The sequence below is a fragment of the Pseudomonas sp. MWU16-30317 genome, from assembly GCF_020515695.1.
Lineage (GTDB): Bacteria > Pseudomonadota > Gammaproteobacteria > Pseudomonadales > Pseudomonadaceae > Aquipseudomonas.
On record NZ_JAIWJA010000006.1, the window covers coordinates 153326 to 174109 of the forward strand.

The window sequence follows — 20784 nt, forward strand, 5'->3', positions numbered from 1 at the left end:
ACCGTCCATGATCGCCTGGACGGTCTAAATCTATATGTATATTTCAGAGGTTTAAGATGGAGCTTAAAGAAAGACTGCAGGATTACACACGCGCCGAATTCAGAATCCTCATCGAAAAAATTATGCGTGTTGATGCTTCTGAGCAAGAGCATAACAATCTGGTTAGGCACTTCGATCTGGTTTCAGCTCATCCCCAAGGAGCGGATTTATTATTCTATCCGGACCTGCAGGATGATACAGGCCATACCGGCGCCGATCGCGTAATCTATGCCATACAAGAGTGGCACATGGATAACGGTCAATCAGCTTTCATGGATGACAAACCACGGCAGCCACCGCCACCCGGACCTCAGCTACCGCTAAGTGCTGCAGATCGCGCTGTACAGGCATCAACGGCAAATCTGGCCAAAGTCCAAGCAATCGCCGCTCGGATAATCGAGGCCCAACAGAATACCGAAATGGCCTTTACTAGTCTGGTGGCGGTGCTGTTTGCCACGGAAGCTGAACCTGTGACGCAGCCATCGACGTCGGATGCGCGAACAGAATTTGCGCGCCTCGAAGGCGTTCTTACCAACCTTGAACATGCGCTGCGCGGCGTCACTCGAAGCGTTTATAACTTCGACTCTCTAAAAATGACCATACAATTTGCCAAAGATGAAGCGACGCGATCGACAACGTATCGCCACCTCGATGGCGCTTTACAAACATCCATTCTTCAGCAAATCACCCACACCAGTGATCAATACCTCGCACAGCACGCCGTAGTTTCAAGTCGTCATCGGGAGCTTCATGCGCGGTCGCAGGCGCTGATTTCAACAGTAGAGTCGCGCTTGATCCGCTTGGCTAGCGAGAATCGTATGGGTCCATTGAAGGATGCCAGCTATTTCAACGCGGTGTTAAATGACTTTGACACCCTGCCACAGGTACTTACAACGTACTCAAACATTTCGGACTCATTTACCCGGATCATCCCCGACCTGAAAAACGCAATACGTTCTGCCGTCAGTGGTCTCTCTTGGAGTGCGACACGTGAAACAGGTGATGGCTCTGCGATTTATGCGAGCATCCTGTCGTTCCAATTCGACAGGCCCGGCTGCGGCGAGCCATTTGCCGTGAGCGTTCCGTTATCAGAGCTTGCAGCCACTGAGGGGCGAGATTGGCAGGACCTGGCTGCTACAAACGCAGAGGTCGACTTGCCCTTCAGAATAACGTCAGGAATAGCAAAGGTCGGCGCTGGAAAACTCTTTGAAGGGTTGAAGGAGATTACCGAGCGGGCTGACGTCCGGGTGGTTGCTACGAATAGTCAGCACGTGGCATCTAGCGTAAAAGTTCTGGCTGCCGCTTGGGATGCCGATTCAGGCGAATATCGCTTTTCACGTCCGGGCAATCCTACGAATACCGTGCGGTGGGTTCCGCCATCGTCCTCAAATCGTGCCCAGAGCCTGGATGTGCTGCGCGAACGCCTGACCGGGCCTGGTTTTATTAACGCGATCAATGTCCCGTTGATAGAGCCGGTCCCATCTTATGATGATTGGATTTTCGACGACTGTATTGTCATCTTCCCGGAAAGCTCTGAAATACAGCCGGTCTACATCATGTTCAAAAATGCTTTGGAATACGCGGGTGCTGCGAGCGGCGCTGGTCGCTCTGCGGGGAGCGATTGGCTAAGCGAAGCGAGCGCTTCTGTCCCCTCTCAAATCGCCGATCAACTGCGCGGCAGGATATTCAAACGATTCAGTTCGTTCACAGAGGCATTCTGGCAAGCCATTGGGAGCAACATGGAGCTTTCTTCACAGCTTGCAGCTGAAGATCTCATTGCGGTCAAAGAGGGTAAGGCACCGTTTCCACTCGCTCGTACAGGCCATTTGCAGGATGGAAGGCTGGAAATATGCCACACGCTCACTTTTGTCGAGGGAGGCGATATATATGATATGGATAACATGCAAATAAAGCAGCGTACGGCAGCTCGGCGCACAGGGGGATTCGACGCATAAGCCAAGCGCACGAGCCTGAACCAGCACGCAGCCCCATTGCAGGGCTGCACGCTTAATCTCACTCAGCTATTAGGCAACAACCGGCAAGTAATGCTCTTGATATACCGCGTCTCCGGGATCGCTGGATGCACCGGGTGATCCGGGCCCTGGCCGCCCCTTTCGAGTATCTGGATGTTGCGGTCCAGATGGCGGGCGCTGGTCAGGAGGATGTTTTGCAAGTCGTCTTCAGGCAGATGCATGGAGCACGAGGCGCTGACCAGGATGCCGTCTTTGCTGAGCAGGCGCATGGCTTGCTCGTTGAGGCGACGGTAGGCGCCTTCGCCATTCTTCAGGTCTTTCTTGCGTTTTATGAAGGCGGGCGGATCGGCGACGATCACGTCGAAGCGTTCTTCGCCGGCTTTCAGTTCGCGCAAGGCTTCGAAGACATCGCCTTCCATGCAAGTGACTTTTTCGGCGAAGCCGTTGAGGGCGGCGTTGCGCTCGACGCCGTCGAGGGCGGAGCTCGAAGCATCCACACAGAAAACTTCACTGGCGCCAAAGGCACCGGCTTGGATGCCCCAGCCGCCGATGTAGCTGAACAGGTCGAGGACGCGCTTGCCTTTGACGTAGGGGGCCAGGCGCGCGCGGTTCATGCGGTGGTCATAGAACCAGCCGGTTTTCTGGCCTGTCATGACCGGCGCTTCGAACTTCACGCCGTTTTCTTCCAGGGCGACCCACTCCGGCACCACGCCGAACACGGTTTCGACGTAACGCGGCAGGTCTTCGGCGTCGCGGGCGGCTGAGTCGTTCTTGAACAGCACGCCGCTCGGCTTGAGCACCTGTATCAGGGCGGCCAGGACGTCGTCCTTGTGGCGTTCCATGGTCGGCGAGGCCAACTGGACCACCAGGATGTCGCCGAAGCGGTCGACCACCAAGCCCGGCAGCAAGTCGGAATCGCCGTAGACCAGGCGGTAGAACGGCTTGTCGAACAAGCGATCGCGCAACGACAGGGCAACGTTGAGGCGGTGGACCAGCAGTGACTTGTCGAGCGGCAGCTTGGCATCGCGGGACAGCACGCGGGCGCAGATGAGGTTTTTGGGGCTCATTGCGACCACGGCGATCGGTTTGCCGGTCGCCGATTCGAGGATGGCCTGGTCGCCGGCGACGAAACCTTGCAGGGGTGTGGCGGCGACGTCGATCTCGTTGCTGTAGATCCACAGGTGACCGTTGCGCAGCCGGCGATCGGCGTTGACTTTGAGGCGAAGGCTGGGCAGGGACATGACGTCGCTCCGGAAAAAAGAGCGGGAGTATACCTTGTAGGGCGAGGCGGGGGATGACCATTCATGCGTCGGCCCTCCGTTGTCTGTGCGGGCCTCTTCGTGGGCAAGCCTTGCTCCCGCTTGCCTACGTTTCAATCTGTGGGAGCGAGCTTGCGCGCAAAAGGGCCCGAGTAGTTGGCACGGAACCCGCAAGTATAGTTGCAGAGATGAAATTTTGACGCCGATTGCCCGGCGGTTGCCCGATCCGCCTTCGGCGGGAGTAGAATCTTTACTCAGCCCAGAGTACGTACCAATGTCCCAAGAGCTTTCCGCCGAGCAGATCCAGCAGGCCCTGCAAGGCATCAGCGTGCCGCCACAACCGCAGATCATGGTCGACCTGCAGATGGAGCAGTACATGCCCGACCCGGATCTCGAAGCGATCGCTCGTCTGATCGCTCAGGACCCTGGCTTGTCCGGCGCGCTGCTCAAAATCGTCAATTCGCCGCATTACGGGCTGACCAACAAGATCGCTTCGATCCAGCGTGCGGTGAATCTGCTCGGCAGTCGTTCGGTCATCAACCTGATCAATGCGCAATCGATCAAGGGCGAGATGAGCGACGAGACCATCGTGACCCTCAACCGTTTCTGGGATACCGCCCAGGACGTCGCCATGACCTGCCTCACCCTGGCCAAGCGTATCGGCTCCCAGGCGGTGGACGAGGCCTATGCGCTGGGGCTGTTCCACGATTGCGGGATTCCGCTGATGCTCAAGCGTTTTCCGGATTACATGAGCGTGTTGGAGCAGGCCTATGCCAGCACCAACGGCGAGTTCCGCGTGGTCGACACCGAGAACCAGGTGTTCAATACCAACCACTCGGTGGTCGGTTACTACACGGCCAAGTCCTGGCGCCTGCCGGAGCATGTCAGTGATGCCATCGCCAATCACCACAACGCCCTGGCGATTTTCCGCGATCAATCACCACGTGACATTCCACTCAAGAACCTCCTTGCCGTGCTGAAAATGGCCGAGCATATCTGCGCGTCCCACCGGGTGCTGGGCAACCAGGCGGAGGACCATGAATGGAATGCCATCTCGGCGCTGGTCCTGGACTACGTCGGCCTGTCAGACTACGACTTCGAGAACCTCAAGGAGTCGATCCGCGAGCTCGGTGTGCGCTAAGTCTTTTTCGAGTCGAACATGCCTGAACTACCCGAAGTCGAAACTACCCGTCGCGGTATTACCCCGCATCTGCAAGGCCAGCGCGTCAGCCAGGTGATCGTGCGCGATCGGCGCTTGCGCTGGCCGATCCCCGAAGATCTTGACGTGCGCCTGTCCGGGCAACGGATCGTCGGTGTCGATCGGCGCGCCAAGTACCTGCTGATCAACGCCGAGGAAGGTACCTTGATCAGCCATCTGGGCATGTCGGGCAATTTGCGCCTGGTGGATGCCGGGCTGGCACCGCTCAAGCACGAGCATGTGGACATCGTGCTGGAATCCGGGCTGGCGCTGCGCTATACCGATCCGCGCCGCTTTGGTGCCATGCTCTGGAGCCATGACCCACATAACCACGAGCTGCTAAGACGACTGGGCCCCGAGCCGCTGACCGATCTGTTCGACGGCGATCGGCTGTTCAGCCTGTCGCGCAACAAGACCATGGCGGTCAAGCCGTTCATCATGGATAACGCCGTGGTGGTCGGGGTGGGCAATATCTACGCGACCGAGGCGCTGTTTGCTGCCGGGATCGATCCGCGGCGCGAGGCCGGGGGCATCTCTCGAGCCCGCTATCTGAAACTTGCCGTCGAAATCAAGCGCATCCTCGCCCACGCCATCGAACGCGGCGGCACCACCTTGCGTGACTTCATCGGTGGCGATGGCCAGCCCGGTTATTTCCAGCAGGAACTGTTCGCCTACGGGCGCGGCGGCGAACTGTGCAAGGTGTGCGGTACGACCTTGCGCGAGGTCAAGCTGGGCCAGCGTGCCAGTGTGTTCTGCCCGCGCTGCCAGCGCTGATTCACATCCTGTTCAACACCCGTGGTCGCGGGCACGCTGACAAGTGCCCGGACGCTGATATAGTTGAATAGTGGGCTGTCGCCTTATCCCGTGTTGTCGCCCTTATCGAGCAGAAGGACTGTGTCATGAATGTTTTGCGCGTCTTATCGATTGCCTTGGCGCTGTGCCTGGGCTTGTCCGCCATGCCAGCCGTCGCCGGGATGACAGAAACCACGCAATCGAACGCCAGTGGCGATCCGACCTATCGAATCCAGAACCCTCCCGCCTTCGCGATGATCGCCGATCTGATCATCGCCCGGCCGCTGCTGATCGCGGCGACAGTGGTGGGCGGGGCGGTGTTCGTGGTGTCGCTGCCGTTTACCGCAGCGGGTGGCAATATGGGCGCAGCAGGCAAGGCGCTGGTAGTGGACCCGGGCAAGGCCGCGTTCGTGCGCTGCCTGGGATGCACCACGTCGGGCTACGGCAAGACTAACGAAGACTGATCAACCTGCCGATTGCGGCGATCTTTTTGGCTCCTTCGCGGGCAAGCCTTGCTCTCACAGGGGTACGGCGCTGGAACTCTTTGCACCGTGGGAGCAGGGCTTGCTCGCGAAGAGGTCGGCACGGTTAGACGCAGAGTCAACCCTTGCCAGTGATCTTGCGGTACTTGTCCATCAACTGCTCTTCGGTTTCCGGATGCGCCTCATCCAGGGGAATGCAGTCAACCGGGCAGACCTGCTGGCACTGTGGCTCGTCGTAGTGACCTACGCACTGGGTGCACAGGTTCGGGTCGATCACGTAGATCTCCTCGCCCTGGGAGATGGCAGCGTTCGGGCACTCGGGTTCGCAGACGTCGCAGTTGATGCAATCGTCGGTGATGATCAGGGACATGGATACTCCAGCCCGGGCCAGACGCTCGGGCGTAACAAATCGAATGCGCGCAATTGTGCCGTATTAGCGCCCGCAGTGCACGCGGGCGCGGATTCGTCGGTCGGATATCAGTTGGCGAAGCGCTGTTTGAGGGCGTCTGCGACGGCTGGATGGACGAATTTGGTGATGTCGCCACCCAGCGCGGCAATTTCTCGAACCAGCGTCGACGATATGAACGAGTAGCGCTCCGAAGGCGTCAAGAAAAGGCTCTCGACGTCGGGCGCCAATTGGCGATTCATGTTCGCCAGCTGGAATTCATATTCGAAATCCGACACGGCACGCAGGCCACGCAGCAGCACGTTCGCGCCTTGTTCCTTGGCGAAATGCGCTAAAAGCGTCGAAAAGCCGACCACTTCGACGTTAGGCAAGTGTCTTGTCACTTCCTGAGCCAAGGCGACCCGCTGGTCCAACGGGAACAGTGGATTTTTTTTCGGGCTCGCGGCGACCGCGATGACCACGTGGTCGAACAGCCGCGAGGCTCGCTCGACCAAGTCGCCATGGCCCTTGGTAATAGGGTCGAAGGTACCTGGGTACAACACTCGGTTCATCGCGTCGTCCTGGCGGGAGTCCGTTGGGGATTCGGATGGTATCGCAGCACGTGCAGTCGGCCAAGTCGGCATGCGTGCAAGTGAAACGTTCAGTCCTTGCGCACATGGCCCAGAAAGTCCACTGCCACGGTGTCGCAGGCCGTGGGAGGCCCAATTTCGCTAGCTTTCGGCTAGCCTAAGGTCGGCCTTGGGCTGCGGATGGCAAAATCGTACTATGCGGGTACAAATCTGGGCGCTAGGGCCCGCAGGATGAGAGATCAGAGTCAATGAAAACCCGCCAACGCATCGTGCAGGCCACTCTGGAGCTGTTCAATCAGCAAGGCGAGCGGACCGTCAGCACCAATCACATCGCCGCCTATATGGAAATTTCCCCTGGCAATCTTTACTACCACTTTGCCAACAAGCAGGAAATCATTGCCGAGTTGTTCGCTGAATACGAGCAAGGGGTCGATACTTACCTGCAGCTGCCGAAAGGTGTCAGTGTAGGCGTCGATGACATGCGTTTTTATTTGCAACGGCTGTTCGAGAGCAACTGGAGCTACCGGTTCTTTTATCGGGACCTGGAGCACCTGCTCGAAAGCGATCCGCAATTGGCACTGCGCTATCGACAGTTCTCCCGGCGTTGCCTGCGCCAGGGGCAGGTGATCTTCGAGGCGTTCGCGCAGGCCGGGTTGTTGCGTTTGCATGCTGGGCAAGCCGAAGCACTGGCCCTGAACGCCTGGATTATCCTGACGTCGTGGACGCGTTTCCTTACCACTTCCCAGGCTGCGACGGCGCAGCTCAGCGAGGAAGTCGTCAAACGCGGGATTTTCCAGGTGCTGACTATGGTATCCGGCCTGGTCGCGGAACCTTGGCGGGCCGCCGTGAATACGTTGTTCGAAGAATTCAATACGCCACTGACGCTGGCAGAGGAATAGGCCGGGAACTTCGTTCCGGGCCATGAATCCACTGCATTTCCCAGGGAGGTTTACATGCCTATCGCGCAATTGATCAGCCCTCAAGGGCTGCACGCTCGTCTCGACGAGCCGGGGCTGGTGATACTGGATTGTCGCTTTGCGCTTGAAGACACCGACTACGGCCAGCGCAGTTACGCCGAGGGCCACTTGGCCGGCGCGCGCTTTGCCGATTTGGACAAGGACCTCAGCGGCGCGGTGGTCAAGCAGGTGACCGGGCGTCATCCGCTGCCGGCTCCCGGGGAGTTGATCGAGCGCTTGCAAGGCTGGGGCGTCAGTGCCGACAGCGATGTGGTGCTTTACGACGATGGCCCCGGTGCCTTCGCAGCCCATGCCTGGTGGTTGCTGATGTGGTTGGGCAAACGCGAGGGTGTCTACCTGCTCGATGGCGGCCTCAAGGCCTGGCATGCGGCCGGGTTGCCGCTCAGCCTCGATCCCCCGGCACACGAAGCCGGGCATTTTTCTGGCAAGCCTGATAACAGTCTGGTGGTCAGCGCACAGCAATTGCAGGCGCAGCTGGAATCACCAGACCTGACCTTGATCGACGCCCGGGCTCCCGCACGCTTTCGCGGTGAGGTCGAGCCGATCGATCCTGTGGCGGGGCATATTCCCGGTGCGCGTTGTGCGGTGTTTACTGACAATCTGGCAGCCGATGGGCGGTTTTTGCCGGCCGATCAACTCAAGGCGCGTTTCGAAAAAATTCTGGCGGGGCGCCCGGCCAGCACGCTGGTGTCCTACTGCGGGTCCGGGGTGACGGCCTGTCACAACCTGTTTGCACTGTGCTTGGCGGGTTACCCACTGGTACCGCTATATGCGGGCTCCTGGAGCGAGTGGATCACCGATCCACAGCGGCCGCGGGCGACGGGAGACTGAACGCGCAGTCTTTCGCCAACCACTGCGGGATGCGGCGTTCGAGGTAATAGGTCGGACTTCGCAGTGTGCCATCCACAAACCCCACATGTCCGCCTCGTGCATGGCGCTCGAAGGTGGTGCCGGGCGCCAGTTCGTTCGGCGTCGGCAGGCTGTGGGGGAACACGAAGGGATCGTCCAGCGCCTGGATGATCAGCGTGCGGGTGCGGATATCTCCGAGGAAATAACGGCTGGATGACTTGCGGTAGTAATCCCGAGCATCGGCGAAGCCATGCAGGGGCGCCGTCACCCGCCCGTCGAAATCCCAGAAGGTGCGCATCTTTTCCAGCGACCCGAGCCCTGCCAGCTTCGCCAGCCCTTCTTTTTGCCCCTCGCGCTGGAATCGCGCCTGCTTGTCCCGCACATAGGCCAGCATTGCGCGCATGAAGTGCGCCTGATAGACCTTCGAAAACCCCTGGCCGATACGGTCGGCGCACTGATCGAGGCGAAAGGGCACCGATACTGCCACCGCGCCTTGCAACTGTGAGTGAGGGCCGGTCTCGCCCAGATACTTGAGCAACACGTTGCCGCCCAGAGAGTAGCCGACGGCGTAGAGCGGTGCCGACGGCCGTCGGGCGCGCAGTAGCCCGATGACTTCGGCCAGATCGTCGCTGGCACCGGAATGGTAACTGCGCACCTGCAGATTGGGCTCGCCCGAGCAGCCCCGCCAGTTGATGGCGACGCTGGCCCAGCCTTGGGCTGCCAAGGCGCGCTGCAAGCCCGCGACGTAGGGCGAATTGGACGAGCCGGTGAGGCCGTGCAGGACCAAGACCAGTGGCGCGTCGGTGGTGTGCGGACCGTACCAGTCGACGTCGAGAAAATCGCCGTCGGCCAGCCACAGGCGCTCCCTGGGCCGTGTCAGATGCACGGTGGGGCGCCACAGCGGGCCCCATAGCGTCTGCAGGTGCGGGTTGCCCAGCCCGAGCGCTGGCAGGAAAGCCTCGGGTGCCGCCACTGGCGCGTCAGCCACGATGGCTTTTTATCCCCGCTGCCACAGCGCGTAGTACACCTGACCGGCCTTTTTTTCGCGGTGCAGACGCCAGTTGGCGGGTAGCTCCAGGGTCGAAGGGGGTGTTTCGCTTTCGGTGTAGATCCAGGCGCGCTCCGCCAGCCACTGGCGCTCTTCGAGCAAGGTGCAGGCGCTGGCCAGCAATTGCTGATGGAAGGGTGGGTCGAGAAATACCAGGTCGAACGGCGTTGCAGGCTGGGTTTCCAGATGGCGCAAAGCGTCAGCCTGGTGCAACTGGCCAACGCTGCACTCCAGTAGATCAAGGTTCTTGCGCAGCGCGGCGATGGCGGCGGCGTTGTTGTCCAGCGCCAGCCCCAGGCCAGCACCGCGCGACAGAGCCTCGAGGTACAGGGCGCCGCTGCCTGCGAACGGGTCCAGCACCTTGGCGCCTTCGATATAGGGCGCGAGCCAGTTGAACAGCGTCTCGCGCACGCGATCCGGCGTCGGGCGCAGGCCGGGCGCATCCGGGAAGCTCAGGCGGCGGCTGCGCCACTGGCCACCGATGATACGCAACTGGCCCAGGCCGCCATGGACGGCCTTGGGTGTTTTGGGGGATGGACTTGCCATTAATGCTCCGGGACCCCGAGCGGTTGCTCGGTGGGCCTTTCAGTAGGGGGCGGCAGCGGCTTTTGCGCGAGCGTCGGGCCTGCCGTGACGATGACTAGTTTGTCGGCGTCCAGGTGCTTGTTCAATGCCGTTTTCACTTGATCGATGGTCAGTGCCTGGGATTGCTGCATGAAATCTTCGATAAAGGTCAGCGGCAGGTCGTAGAAGCCAATGGCACCCAGTTGCCCGACGATGCTGCCATTGCTGGCGTTGGACAGCGGGAAGCTGCCGGCCAGTTCGCGTTTGGCGTCGTCGAGCTCCTTTTGCGTCGGCCCCGTCTTCAGGTAGTCGCGCAGGATGTCCTGCACCAGTTTCAGGGTGCCTTCGCTCAGTTCGGCGCGGGTTTGCAGGCTGATCATGAACGGTCCGCGGGCTTGCATGGCGGTGAACGCGGAGTACACGCCGTAGGTCAGGCCGCGTTTTTCCCGGACCTCGCTCATCAGCCGGGTGCCGAAGGCGCCGCCGCCAAGGATCTGGTTACCCATCGACAGCGCGGCGTAGTCCGGATCGTTACGGTCGATGCCCAGCTCGGCGAGCAGCAGGTGTGTCTGCTTGGAGGGGAACTCCAGATGGGTCAGGCCGGGTTTGGGTTCGCTCGGCTCGGCGACCACCGCCAGATGCGGGCCCTTGGGTAGCGCCGACGACACTTGCTCGGCGATCGCGTGGGCGTCGTCCATAGACAGGTCGCCGACCAAAGCGATCACCGCGTTGCCAGCGGCGTAGGCGCGTTTGTGGAAGGCTTGAAGCTGCGCCAGGCTGATCGGCGCAATGGTCTGCGCTGTGCCGTCGGTGGCATGAGCATAGGGGTGCGTGCCGTAAAGCCCCTTGTACAAGGCCTGGCTCGCTTGCGCACCGGGGTTCTGCTTCTGGTACTCAAGGCCGGCGAGGATCTGATTCTTGATGCGCGCCAGCGAGTCGGCCGGGAATGTCGGATGGCCGACCACTTCGGCGAACAGCTTGAGCGCCGGGTCGCGCTTGTCGGGAGCGCTCAGGCTGCGCAGCGAAGCCACGGCCATGTCGCGATACGCGCCGTTGCTGAAGTCCGCCCCCAACCCTTCGAAGCCCTGAGCGATGGCTTCGACATTCTTGCCCTTGACGCCTTCGTTGAGCATGGCGTTAGTCAGCAGCGCCAGGCCGCCGGCGTTGCCGTCCTGGCTGCTGCCAGCGGCGAAGGTTACGCGCAGGTCGAACATCGGTAGCTGCGGGGCTGCGACGAACAGCACCTTGCTGCCGTCTTTGGTCTGCCAGGTCTTGATGTCCAGCTTGCGGTGTTCCGGCGCCTTGCTGTCCAACTCCTTGAGGGTCTGGAGGCCATTGACGGGTGCAGGGGCGGATGCCGGCGCGGGTGCGGCCGCGGGCGTCGCGTCGTCGGCTTGGGCCGGCAGGGCGGCGAATGAAGCGAGCAGGCTGGCGATCAGGGCGGTGCCCAGGCGGCGTGCGTGATGGGGCGTGATGCGCTCAATCATGAGCCTTTTCCTCGGGCAATACGTGGGCGACGCTCAAGCGTTCGCGGGTGAAATAGGTACGTGCGGCGGTCTGGATGTCGGCTGGCGTGACGCTGTTGAGGTCATCCAGCTCGCTGTCCATGAGCTTCCACGACAGGCCGACGGTTTCGAGCTGGCCGATGGTGGTGGCCTGGCGGCTGATGGAATCGCGACCGAAGACCAGTCCGGCGATGACTTCGGCACGTACACGCTCAAGCTCCGCAGCGGTGGGCGGTTTGTCCTTGAGCTGATCGAGTACGCCCCAGAGGCCCTTCTCGACGTCGGTCAGGGTCTTTTTCTTTTGCGTGTTGGGTGTGGCAGGCAGCATGAACAGCGTGTCGCCGCGGGTGAACGCGTCGTAGCTGGCCGAAGCGCCGGACACCAGCTCGCTGCCGCGCTCGAGCTGGGTGGACAGCCTCGCGCTGTAGCCGCCGTCTAGCAGGGCGGCGATCAGGCGCAGGGCCTGCACGCCGCGCGGGTCTTTGGCGGTAGCGAGGCTGGGCACGTTGAAGGCCAGCATCAGGCTGGGCAATTCGGTGCGCACATGCAGGGTGATCTGCCGCTCGCCCGGCTCGGCGACCTCCAGCGGAATTTTCGCCGGTGGCGTCGGGCGCCGTGCGATACCGCCGAAGAAGCGCTGAGCCAGGACCTTGACGTCATCGGGCTTGACGTCGCCGACCACCACCAGTGTCGCGTTGTTGGGCACGTACCAGGACTCGTACCAATGACGCAGCTCTTCGACCTTCATGCGTTCGAGGTCGGCCATCCAGCCAATGGTCGGGGTGTGGTAGCCGCTGGCGGGGTACGCCATGGCCTTGAAGGCTTCGAAGGCCTTGGCGCTAGGCTGGTCATCGGTGCGCAGGCGGCGCTCTTCCTTGATGACTTCGATTTCCTTGGTGAATTCTTCCGGCGGCAGGCGCAGGGTGGCCATGCGATCGGCTTCGAGCTCGAAGGCCACCGGCAGCCGGTCCTTGGCCATCACCTGGTAATAGGCGGTGTAGTCGTCGCTGGTGAAGGCGTTCTCTTCGGCGCCCAGGTCGCGCAGCACGCGGGAAGATTCGCCCGGGCCCATTTTGCTGCTGCCCTTGAACATCATGTGCTCGAGGGCGTGGGAGAGGCCGGTCTGGCCGGGGGTTTCGTAGCTCGAACCGACCTTGTACCAGATCTGCGAGACCACCACGGGGGCACGGTGGTCTTCGCGTACGACGACCTTGAGGCCGTTGTCGAGCGTAAACTCGGTGGTGGGTTGGGGATCGGCGGCAAAGGCGGCGAGTGGCAGGCAAAAAGTACCGAGCAGCAGACCGGCAGCGCGGCGGGCAAGATCATTCATTCGATTTTGAACCTGTAAGGCTGCCCGCTTGGCCTTAGCGTCAGTGGGCGAGGAGGTGCTAGGATACTGATCCGGCTCGCTGGCGACCATGCCTGATGTGAAAGCGGGCCTGCGATCATCTTGTCAGGATGTAACGCGTGAACGAGCCGGGTAAAAAGCAGTCTGTTCTGCGATATCAGAATTTTCAGAGGCGCCGCTTTGGCGCGTCGCTACCGTGAGATAGCCGTCCTCCATGTTTGGTTCCAACGACGACAAGAAGACTCCGCCACCGGCTGGAGAGAAGAAAGGCCTGTTCGGGTGGCTGCGCAAAAAACCGCAGGAAACCCCTCCCGAGCCGCCGCAAGCCCCTGTGATTGCTGAGGCTCCCGAGACGCCCGAGACGCCTGAACTGGCCGTCGAGGTAGCGCCAGAGCCCGCGTTGTCGGCGGCCCCGCCTGCTGCCGAGCCCGTTGCGCCGATTGTCCCGGCCGAGCCCGCGGCGAGCGGCCTGGTGCTCCCGGTACCCGAGGAGCCCGTGGCGTTGGTGCCTGATGTCGAGGCCGAGCCCGTCGCGCCCTCCATTCCGCCCGCTACCGTGCCCGCGTTGCCAGAAACCACGGCGGCGCCGCTGGCCGAACTCGCGCCGACGCCGAGCGACCTGACGCCGACACCGGTCGCCGAGCCGGCTGCTCCGGTGCAGCCAGTGGTGCCCGCCGCTCCCGTAGTGGTCGAGCGCCCTGCGCCGGCGGTCGAGCACGTTGCACCGATCGCCGCCCCGCCTGCACCCGAGTCTGCAAACGTGCCCGCTGTACACGCTGGTACAGTGGCCGAGCCCCTTGTAGCGCCCGCTGCAGTTCCGGTCCCGGCGCCTGCCGCCCCAGCGTCTGCGGAGCCTACCAAAGCCGGTTTCTTCGCCCGCCTCAAGCAGGGGCTGAGCAAGACCAGCGCCAGCCTTGGCGAGGGCATGGCCAGTCTGTTCCTCGGCAAGAAGGCCATCGACGACGACCTGCTCGACGAGCTCGAAACTCGTTTGCTGACCGCAGACGTCGGCGTCGAAGCCACCAATCTGATTATCGGCAACCTGACGCAGAAGGTCGCGCGCAAGCAGCTGACCGACAGCGACGCCCTGTACGCGTCTTTGCAGGCCGAGCTGTCGGCCTTGCTCAAGCCCGTCGAGCAACCGCTGGTGATCCCTGCGCAGCAAAAGCCTTTCGTGATTCTGGTGGTGGGCGTCAACGGCGCCGGCAAGACTACGACCATCGGCAAACTGGCGAAAAAACTTCAGGGTGAAGGCAAGAAGGTCATGCTGGCCGCCGGCGATACCTTCCGCGCCGCTGCCGTCGAGCAATTGCAAGTGTGGGGCGAGCGTAACCGCATCCCGGTGATCGCCCAGCACACGGGTGCCGACTCTGCCTCGGTGATTTTCGACGCCGTACAGGCCGCCACGGCTCGGGGGATCGACGTGCTGATCGCCGATACCGCCGGACGCCTGCACACCAAAGACAATCTGATGGAAGAGCTGAAGAAGGTGCGCCGCGTAATCGGCAAGCTGGACGAGACAGCGCCTCACGAGGTGTTGCTGGTGCTGGACGCCGGCACGGGCCAGAACGCCATCAATCAGGCCAAGCAGTTCAACCAGACGGTGTCCCTGACCGGTCTGGCGCTGACCAAGCTCGACGGCACCGCCAAAGGTGGGGTGATCTTCGCCCTGGCCAAGCAGTTCGGTTTGCCGATCCGGTACATCGGTGTCGGCGAAGGCATCGATGACCTGCGGACCTTCGAAGCCGAGCCCTTCGTCCAGGCGCTCTTCGCAGAACGGGAACGCTCATGATTCGATTCGAACAGGTTGCCAAGCGCTATCCCAATGGCCATGTCGGCCTGCACGAGCTGAGTTTTCGCGTTCGTCGTGGCGAGTTTCTGTTTGTGACCGGTCACTCCGGCGCCGGCAAGAGCACGCTGCTGCGCCTCCTGTTGGCCATGGAGCGGCCGACCAGTGGAAAATTGCTGCTGGCCGGGCAGGATCTGGGGCAGATCACCAACGCGCAGATTCCATTCCTGCGCCGGCAGATTGGCGTGGTGTTCCAGAATCACCAGCTCCTGTTCGATCGCACCGTGTTCAACAACATTGCCTTGCCGCTGCAGATTCTCGGCCTGTCCAAGCCCGAGATCGCCAAGCGGGTCGATTCAGCGCTGGAGCGCGTAGCCCTGGCCGACAAGGCCGAGCTGTACCCTGGCGATCTGTCCACCGGGCAGCAGCAGCGCGTCGGCATCGCCCGCGCTATCGTCCACCGCCCAGCCTTGCTGCTGGCGGATGAACCGACCGGTAACCTCGACCCGCGGCTGGCCGCGGAGATCATGGGCGTGTTCGAAGACATCAACCGCTTGGGCACCAGTGTGCTGATCGCCAGTCACGACCTGGCCCTGATCGCACGCATGCGCCATCGCATGCTGACCTTGCAGCGCGGCCGTTTGATCGGTGACGGGGAGGCCGGCCAATGAGTGCGACACGTAGCCCTAAAGTCTCGGATCGTGTGGCGCCCAAGCCTGTCGATCAGGAACCACAGAAGAAAAAGCCGCACAACGACGATGACGGCCCGGCGTTCAGCCAGCTGTTTCACGCCTGGATCGAAAATCACCGTGCCAGCCTGCTGGACAGCCTGCGACGTTTGGCCAAGCAGCCCATTGGCAGTTTTTTCACCTGTCTGGTGATGGCAGTGGCGTTGAGCCTGCCCATGGGGCTGTCGTTGCTGCTCAAGAACGTCGAGCGACTGGGTGGCTCCTGGCAGCGTGCGGCGCAGATATCTTTGTATATGGACCTCAATGCCAGCGACAGCGATGGTCAGGCGCTGGTGGCGAAGGCCAAGGCCCTGGGCGGGGTGGCGGATGCCGAGTACATCGACAAGAAGCGCGCCCTTGATGAGTTCCAGCAGCAATCCGGGCTGGGCGAGGCGATCAAGGAGCTGCCGCAGAACCCCTTGCCTGGGGTCGTGGTGGTGACGCCGCTCGAGGTCGACAAGGCCGCGCTGGAGTCGTTGCGCCAGACGCTGTCGGAACTGCCCAGCGTCCAGCAGGCGCAGCTGGACCTGGTGTGGGTCGAGCGGTTGGCGGCGATCCTCAAGCTCGGGGACCGTTTCGTCTTCGGCTTGACGGTTTTGCTGGTAGCGGCTTTGCTGTTAGTGATTGGTAACACTATTCGTCTGCACATCGAAAACCGTCGCGTCGAGATCGAAGTGATCAAGCTGGTAGGCGGCACCGACAGCTATGTGCGCAGGCCTTTCCTGTACATGGGCGCGTTGTATGGGCTGGGCGCAGGAATTCTTTCATGGGGCATACTGGCATTTGGCCTTGACTGGCTGAACGGCGCGGTAATCGGGCTCTCCGGCCTCTATGGAAGTGATTTTGCCCTAGGTGGGGTACCCCCCTCGGACGGCCTTTCCCTATTGCTAGGAGCGGTGCTGTTAGGGTATATCGGTGCATGGATTGCGGTGGCGCGTCATTTGCGAGAACTCGCGCCTCGCTAATTATTTTGACAGTACGTACGTCCCTTCAGCATGTGGGAACTTGGTTCTCGGTTCCCTGTCTTATACGCAGTGCTGAACTGCACGAGTCACGTGAGTCGGAGGTTTGTGTATGACCACTTCGTTGCAACCTGCTTATGCCTTGGTCCCGGGTGCGAACCTGGAGGCCTATGTGCACACGGTGAACAGCATTCCACTGCTGACACCCGAGCAGGAGCGTTCACTGGCCGAGAGTCTCTTTTACGAACAGGATCTAGGGGCGGCTCGGCAGATGGTGCTCGCCCACCTGCGTTTTGTTGTCCATATCGCTCGTAGCTACTCTGGTTATGGCCTGGCGCAAGCCGACCTGATCCAGGAGGGCAATGTCGGTCTGATGAAGGCGGTCAAGCGCTTCAACCCCGAGATGGGCGTGCGCCTGGTTTCGTTCGCCGTGCACTGGATCAAGGCTGAAATCCACGAGTTCATCCTGCGCAACTGGCGGATCGTCAAGGTCGCGACCACAAAGGCGCAGCGCAAGCTGTTCTTCAACCTGCGCAGCCAGAAGAAGCGTCTGGCCTGGCTGAACAATGAAGAAGTGCATCGCGTGGCTGAAAGCCTGGGCGTCGAGCCCCGTGAAGTGCGCGAGATGGAAAGCCGTCTGACGGGCCAGGACATGGCCTTCGACCCGGCTGCGGAAGCGGACGACGACAGCGCCTTTCAGTCGCCTGCCAACTACCTTGAAGACCACCGCTACGACCCGGCGCGTCAACTGGAGGATGCTGACTGGAGCGACAATTCCAACAGCAATCTGCATGAAGCCCTGGAAGTACTGGATGACCGTAGCCGCGACATTCTCTACCAACGCTGGTTGGCTGAAGAGAAAGCGACGCTGCACGAGTTGGCCGAAAAGTACAACGTGTCCGCCGAACGGATTCGTCAGTTAGAAAAAAGCGCGATGAACAAGCTTAAGGTCTCGATCGCTGCATAAGCGTTGAGCTTGAACTGTAAAAAGCCCTGACATTGCTCAGGGCTTTTTTATGGTCGGGCAGACGGGAAGTGGCGTGTGGTCCTTGACTGCGGGCTTGTGCAGACCGCACAGGCCCGCAGCAAAAACCTCTCCCATCGCAAAAGCCGGCTACTGCGCCCAAGGCGCCTTGCGCGAGTCGTTCAGCCGCAGCAGGTAATCATCGCCACCCAATTGCCCCATCTGCTGGCGGATCCAGCCGGCTCGACGCTGCACATAGGCGCTGGGGCGGCTGGCGCTCCAGTTGCGCGGGTTGGGCAATACGGCGGCCAGATAGCTGGCCTGCTGGCGCGACAAGTTGGCCGCATTCACACCAAAGTGATGCTGCGCTGCGGCCTGAGCGCCGAACACGCCGTCGTCCCATTCCGCGCTGTTGAGGTACACCTCGAGGATCCGCTGTTTGGGCCACAGCATCTCGATCAATACCGTGAACCAGGCTTCCAGGCCCTTGCGCACATAGCTGCGTCCGGACCACAGGAACACGTTCTTGGCCACTTGCTGGCTGATGGTACTGGCGCCGCGGATCGAGCCGCCCTGCTCGTTGTGCAGGAAAGCCGCTTGAATGGCCGGGAGATCGAAGCCCCAGTGCTCGGCGAAGCGCTGGTCTTCGCCGGCGATGACGGCAACCTTGAGGTCATCGGAGATCTTTGCCCAAGGCTGCCAGCTGCGTTGCAGATCGATGGGCTGGCCATCGGTCAAGGATTCGATCTTGCGCTCGACCATCAACATGGTGCCGGGCGGCGGGATCCAGCGGAACGCCAAGACCAGCAGGGCGCTGCCGACCGCGAACCAGAGCAGGGCTTTTTTGAGGCGATGCAGAAAGGTACGCAGCATGGATAGGCTTGGCCAAAGCGGGTGAGCGGGCCATTATACAGACCCTGTGCCTGAACACCTGTCCACGGAGTTTCCAGATGCTTCGCAGTTTTTTGCTGTTGGCGGCCTTTTTCGGCTTTACCGGTGTGGGCCTCGGCGCCTTTGCCGCCCACGGGCTCAAGGATCGCCTGAGCACCGATTACCTGGCGGTGTTCCACACTGGCGTCACTTATCAGTTGATCCACGCCCTGGCTTTGCTGGCGGTCGCCATCCTCTGCACCCTGGTGCCCGGGCGCCTGATGAACTGGGCGGGGGTGTTGTTCTGCGTCGGTATCGTGCTGTTCTCGGGTAGCCTCTATGCGTTGACCCTGACCGGTATCGGCAAGCTGGGCATCATCACCCCATTCGGCGGCCTGGCGTTTCTTGCAGGCTGGGTGTGTCTGGGCCTGGCGGCGTGGCGTTTGGGCTGAGCGGGACTGGATCCCTTTGGTGGCAATGATGGCCCCTTCGCGAGCAGAGCTCGCTCCCATAGGGGGATGCGTATTGCCTGTAGGCCAGGCCTGCGCCTCCAGCGGCGAAGGGGCCCAAGACGAATGGTGCCCCTGCATCTTGGTCATCGCCAGTGATCGGGCTAGAATGCCCCCCCTTGAAAATAATGGCTGCCTTTCGCATGCGTATCCAGCTGAACGGTGAACCCTACGAATTGCCCGATGGCGAGACCGTCGCCGCGCTGCTTGTGCGTCTGGACTTGACCGGACGCCGCGTGGCCGTCGAGCTCAACCTGGACATCGTGCCGCGCAGCCAGCATGCCGCGACTTCCCTCAGTGAAGGCGATCAGGTCGAAGTGGTGCACGCCATCGGTGGCGGCTAGGCTGTCCCTTCGCTCGCTACACCCTTACACCTCAACCGCAAGAGGATGACCGATGAGCAACGCTCGCACTGACAAGCCTTTCACCCTGGCCGGCCGCACCTACGGGTCGCGCCTGCTGGTCGGTACCGGCAAATACCGCGACATGGAGCAGACCCGCCTGGCCATCGAGGCCTCGGGCGCCGAAATCGTCACCGTCGCCGTGCGCCGGACCAACATCGGGCAAAATCCGGGTGAGCCGAACCTGCTGGATATCCTCCCGCCCGATCGCTATACCATTCTGCCCAACACCGCAGGTTGCTATGACGCGATCGAGGCCGTGCGCACCTGTCGCCTGGCCCGTGAGCTGCTCGATGGCCACAAGCTGGTCAAGCTCGAAGTGCTGGCCGACCAGAAAACCCTGTTCCCCAACGTGATCGAAACCCTCAAGGCCGCCGAAGTGCTGGTCAAAGATGGTTTCGACGTCATGGTGTACACCAGCGACGACCCGATCATCGCGCGCCAGCTGGCAGAAATCGGCTGCATCGCCGTGATGCCACTGGCAGGCCTGATCGGTACCGGCCTGGGGATCTGCAATCCGTACAACCTGCAGATCATCCTCGAAGAGGCCAAAGTTCCGGTACTGGTCGACGCTGGCGTCGGCACTGCCTCCGATGCCACCATCGCCATGGAGCTGGGCTGTGAAGGCGTGCTGATGAACTCGGCGATCGCCCATGCCCAGGATCCGATCCTGATGGGCGAAGCCATGAAGCACGCGATCATCGCCGGGCGCATGGCCTACCTCGCCGGCCGTATGCCGAAAAAACTCTATGCCAGCGCATCCTCGCCGCTGGATGGTCTGATCAAGTAAGAGCCGTTGATGACTGAATCAAACGAAACGCCGAACACCGTGGAAGATGCAGACGAGTCCAAGCACCGCCGTATCAAAAGTTTCGTGATGCGCGCCGGGCGCATGACTGAAGGCCAGCAAAAGGGCCTGGACCAAGGCGCACCACGGTTCGTTCTGCCCTTGACCGATGCGCCTGTGGACTATGACCAGGTGTTCGGTCGTTCGGCCCCACGCTCCCTCGAAATCGGCTTCGGCATGGGCCACTCGCTGCTGGAGATGGCGGCGGCCGCACCGGAACAGGACTTTATCGGTGTGGAAGTGCACCGCCCGGGCGTCGGTGCGCTGCTCAATGGCGTGCTGACCCAAGGCCTGACCAACCTGCGCGTGTATGATTGCGATGCCATCGAAGTGCTCAACCGCTGCATTGCCGACAACAGTCTCGACCGCTTGATGCTGTTCTTCCCGGACCCATGGCACAAGAGCCGCCATCACAAACGCCGCATCGTTCAGGCGTCATTCGCCGAACTGGTGCGCAGCAAGCTCAAGCCAGGTGGCGTGCTGCACATGGCCACCGACTGGGAACCCTACGCCGAGTACATGCTGGAAGTGATGAGCGTGGCGCCTGGTTATCGCAATCTGGCCGAAGACGGCAAGTGCGTGCCACGCCCGGCCGAGCGTCCGGTGACCAAGTTCGAACGCCGCGGCGAGCGCTTGGGGCATGGGGTGTGGGATTTGAAGTTCGAGAAGGTTGACTGAAATCGTTCAAGGCTTGCTGGCCGCTTT

Annotated in this window: 22 protein-coding genes; 14 read left to right on the forward strand and 8 right to left on the reverse strand. The window is 61.5% G+C overall.

Going from position 1 to position 20784, the window contains the following annotated elements; translation table 11 throughout:
- Positions 1 to 56 precede the first annotated feature (56 nt).
- Positions 57 to 1994, forward strand: a complete 1938-nt coding sequence (locus tag LIX93_RS18250) for an S-type pyocin domain-containing protein (protein WP_226505454.1) — start codon at positions 57 to 59, stop codon at positions 1992 to 1994.
- 62 nt (positions 1995 to 2056) lie between these two features.
- On the opposite strand, the gene LIX93_RS18255 is transcribed toward LIX93_RS18250, so the two are convergent.
- The gene (locus LIX93_RS18255; RefSeq protein ID WP_226505455.1) at positions 2057 to 3253 is read right to left on the reverse strand and encodes a class I SAM-dependent rRNA methyltransferase; all 1197 of its coding nucleotides are present in this window, start codon (positions 3251 to 3253) and stop codon (positions 2057 to 2059) included.
- A 346-nt stretch (positions 3254 to 3599) separates the two neighbouring features.
- Between LIX93_RS18255 and LIX93_RS18260 the strand changes: the two genes are divergently transcribed.
- The 3 genes from LIX93_RS18260 to LIX93_RS18270 all read left to right on the forward strand — a co-directional run bounded on the left by LIX93_RS18260 (position 3600) and on the right by LIX93_RS18270 (position 5725).
- Entirely contained in the window at positions 3600 to 4412 is an 813-nt protein-coding gene (locus tag LIX93_RS18260; protein ID WP_226505656.1) for an HDOD domain-containing protein, read from the forward strand.
- Between the two features lie 18 nt (positions 4413 to 4430).
- Positions 4431 to 5243: a bifunctional DNA-formamidopyrimidine glycosylase/DNA-(apurinic or apyrimidinic site) lyase gene (gene mutM / locus LIX93_RS18265; RefSeq protein WP_226505456.1), complete on the forward strand. Its 813-nt coding sequence runs from the start codon at positions 4431 to 4433 to the stop codon at positions 5241 to 5243.
- 125 nt (positions 5244 to 5368) lie between these two features.
- Positions 5369 to 5725 (forward strand): multidrug transporter, encoded by a 357-nt coding sequence (locus LIX93_RS18270; protein ID WP_226505457.1) that lies wholly within the window; start codon positions 5369 to 5371, stop codon positions 5723 to 5725.
- Between the two features lie 136 nt (positions 5726 to 5861).
- Here LIX93_RS18270 and LIX93_RS18275 read toward each other — a convergent pair whose 3' ends face one another.
- Together LIX93_RS18275 and coaD are read right to left on the reverse strand one after the other, a co-directional pair.
- A complete protein-coding gene (locus LIX93_RS18275) occupies positions 5862 to 6113 on the reverse strand; it encodes a YfhL family 4Fe-4S dicluster ferredoxin (RefSeq protein ID WP_226505458.1) in 252 nt (83 codons plus the stop codon).
- A 107-nt stretch (positions 6114 to 6220) separates the two neighbouring features.
- The gene (gene coaD, locus LIX93_RS18280) at positions 6221 to 6700 is read right to left on the reverse strand and encodes a pantetheine-phosphate adenylyltransferase (protein WP_226505459.1); all 480 of its coding nucleotides are present in this window, start codon (positions 6698 to 6700) and stop codon (positions 6221 to 6223) included.
- Between the two features lie 266 nt (positions 6701 to 6966).
- On the opposite strand from coaD, the gene LIX93_RS18285 reads away from it, so the two are divergent.
- Both LIX93_RS18285 and LIX93_RS18290 read left to right on the forward strand, forming a co-directional pair.
- Positions 6967 to 7617, forward strand: coding sequence for a TetR/AcrR family transcriptional regulator (locus LIX93_RS18285; protein ID WP_226505460.1), 651 nt, complete (start codon positions 6967 to 6969; stop codon positions 7615 to 7617).
- 54 nt (positions 7618 to 7671) lie between these two features.
- The gene (locus LIX93_RS18290) at positions 7672 to 8526 is read left to right on the forward strand and encodes a sulfurtransferase (protein WP_226505461.1); all 855 of its coding nucleotides are present in this window, start codon (positions 7672 to 7674) and stop codon (positions 8524 to 8526) included.
- Here LIX93_RS18290 and LIX93_RS18295 read toward each other — a convergent pair.
- Genes LIX93_RS18295 through LIX93_RS18310 form a run of 4 tightly spaced genes read right to left on the reverse strand, consistent with a single transcriptional unit; the run spans position 8489 to position 12991 of the window.
- Entirely contained in the window at positions 8489 to 9532 is a 1044-nt protein-coding gene (locus LIX93_RS18295; protein ID WP_226505462.1) for a hydrolase, read from the reverse strand. The two genes, LIX93_RS18290 and LIX93_RS18295, sit on opposite strands and share 38 nt — an antisense overlap.
- Positions 9533 to 9541: 9 nt before the next feature.
- The gene (gene rsmD, locus LIX93_RS18300) at positions 9542 to 10138 is read right to left on the reverse strand and encodes a 16S rRNA (guanine(966)-N(2))-methyltransferase RsmD (protein WP_226505463.1); all 597 of its coding nucleotides are present in this window, start codon (positions 10136 to 10138) and stop codon (positions 9542 to 9544) included.
- On the reverse strand, positions 10138 to 11643 hold the full coding sequence (locus LIX93_RS18305; protein ID WP_226505464.1) for a pitrilysin family protein: 1506 nt from the start codon (positions 11641 to 11643) through the stop codon (positions 10138 to 10140). Before LIX93_RS18305 ends, rsmD begins: the two co-directional genes overlap by 1 nt.
- Positions 11636 to 12991 carry a pitrilysin family protein gene (locus tag LIX93_RS18310; protein WP_226505465.1) on the reverse strand — a complete coding sequence of 452 codons (1356 nt, stop codon included), beginning with the start codon at positions 12989 to 12991 and terminating at the stop codon, positions 11636 to 11638. Before LIX93_RS18310 ends, LIX93_RS18305 begins: the two co-directional genes overlap by 8 nt.
- Before the next feature lie 232 nt (positions 12992 to 13223).
- Between LIX93_RS18310 and ftsY the strand changes: the two genes are divergently transcribed.
- The 4 genes from ftsY (at position 13224) to rpoH (ending at position 17455) form a co-directional block, all read left to right on the forward strand.
- The gene (ftsY, locus tag LIX93_RS18315) at positions 13224 to 14801 is read left to right on the forward strand and encodes a signal recognition particle-docking protein FtsY (protein ID WP_226505466.1); all 1578 of its coding nucleotides are present in this window, start codon (positions 13224 to 13226) and stop codon (positions 14799 to 14801) included.
- On the forward strand, positions 14798 to 15469 hold the full coding sequence (gene ftsE / locus LIX93_RS18320; protein WP_226505467.1) for a cell division ATP-binding protein FtsE: 672 nt from the start codon (positions 14798 to 14800) through the stop codon (positions 15467 to 15469). Before ftsY ends, ftsE begins: the two co-directional genes overlap by 4 nt.
- Positions 15466 to 16491 (forward strand): permease-like cell division protein FtsX, encoded by a 1026-nt coding sequence (ftsX, locus tag LIX93_RS18325; RefSeq protein ID WP_226505468.1) that lies wholly within the window; start codon positions 15466 to 15468, stop codon positions 16489 to 16491. The genes ftsE and ftsX overlap by 4 nt, the downstream gene beginning before the upstream one ends.
- Before the next feature lie 109 nt (positions 16492 to 16600).
- Complete coding sequence (rpoH, locus tag LIX93_RS18330) at positions 16601 to 17455, forward strand: RNA polymerase sigma factor RpoH (protein WP_226505469.1); 855 nt, start codon at positions 16601 to 16603, stop codon at positions 17453 to 17455.
- Between the two features lie 147 nt (positions 17456 to 17602).
- On the opposite strand, the gene mtgA is transcribed toward rpoH, so the two are convergent.
- Complete coding sequence (gene mtgA, locus LIX93_RS18335) at positions 17603 to 18325, reverse strand: monofunctional biosynthetic peptidoglycan transglycosylase (RefSeq protein ID WP_226505470.1); 723 nt, start codon at positions 18323 to 18325, stop codon at positions 17603 to 17605.
- A gap of 77 nt (positions 18326 to 18402) precedes the next feature.
- Here mtgA and LIX93_RS18340 point away from each other — a divergent pair, with 77 nt between their 5' ends.
- The 4 genes from LIX93_RS18340 (at position 18403) to trmB (ending at position 20757) form a co-directional block, all read left to right on the forward strand.
- Positions 18403 to 18774: a DUF423 domain-containing protein gene (locus LIX93_RS18340; protein ID WP_226505471.1), complete on the forward strand. Its 372-nt coding sequence runs from the start codon at positions 18403 to 18405 to the stop codon at positions 18772 to 18774.
- 200 nt (positions 18775 to 18974) lie between these two features.
- The gene (gene thiS, locus LIX93_RS18345) at positions 18975 to 19175 is read left to right on the forward strand and encodes a sulfur carrier protein ThiS (protein WP_226505472.1); all 201 of its coding nucleotides are present in this window, start codon (positions 18975 to 18977) and stop codon (positions 19173 to 19175) included.
- A gap of 52 nt (positions 19176 to 19227) precedes the next feature.
- On the forward strand, positions 19228 to 20022 hold the full coding sequence (locus tag LIX93_RS18350; protein WP_226505473.1) for a thiazole synthase: 795 nt from the start codon (positions 19228 to 19230) through the stop codon (positions 20020 to 20022).
- Positions 20023 to 20031: 9 nt separating this feature from the next.
- Positions 20032 to 20757 (forward strand): tRNA (guanosine(46)-N7)-methyltransferase TrmB, encoded by a 726-nt coding sequence (trmB, locus tag LIX93_RS18355; protein WP_226505474.1) that lies wholly within the window; start codon positions 20032 to 20034, stop codon positions 20755 to 20757.
- Positions 20758 to 20784 lie beyond the last annotated feature (27 nt).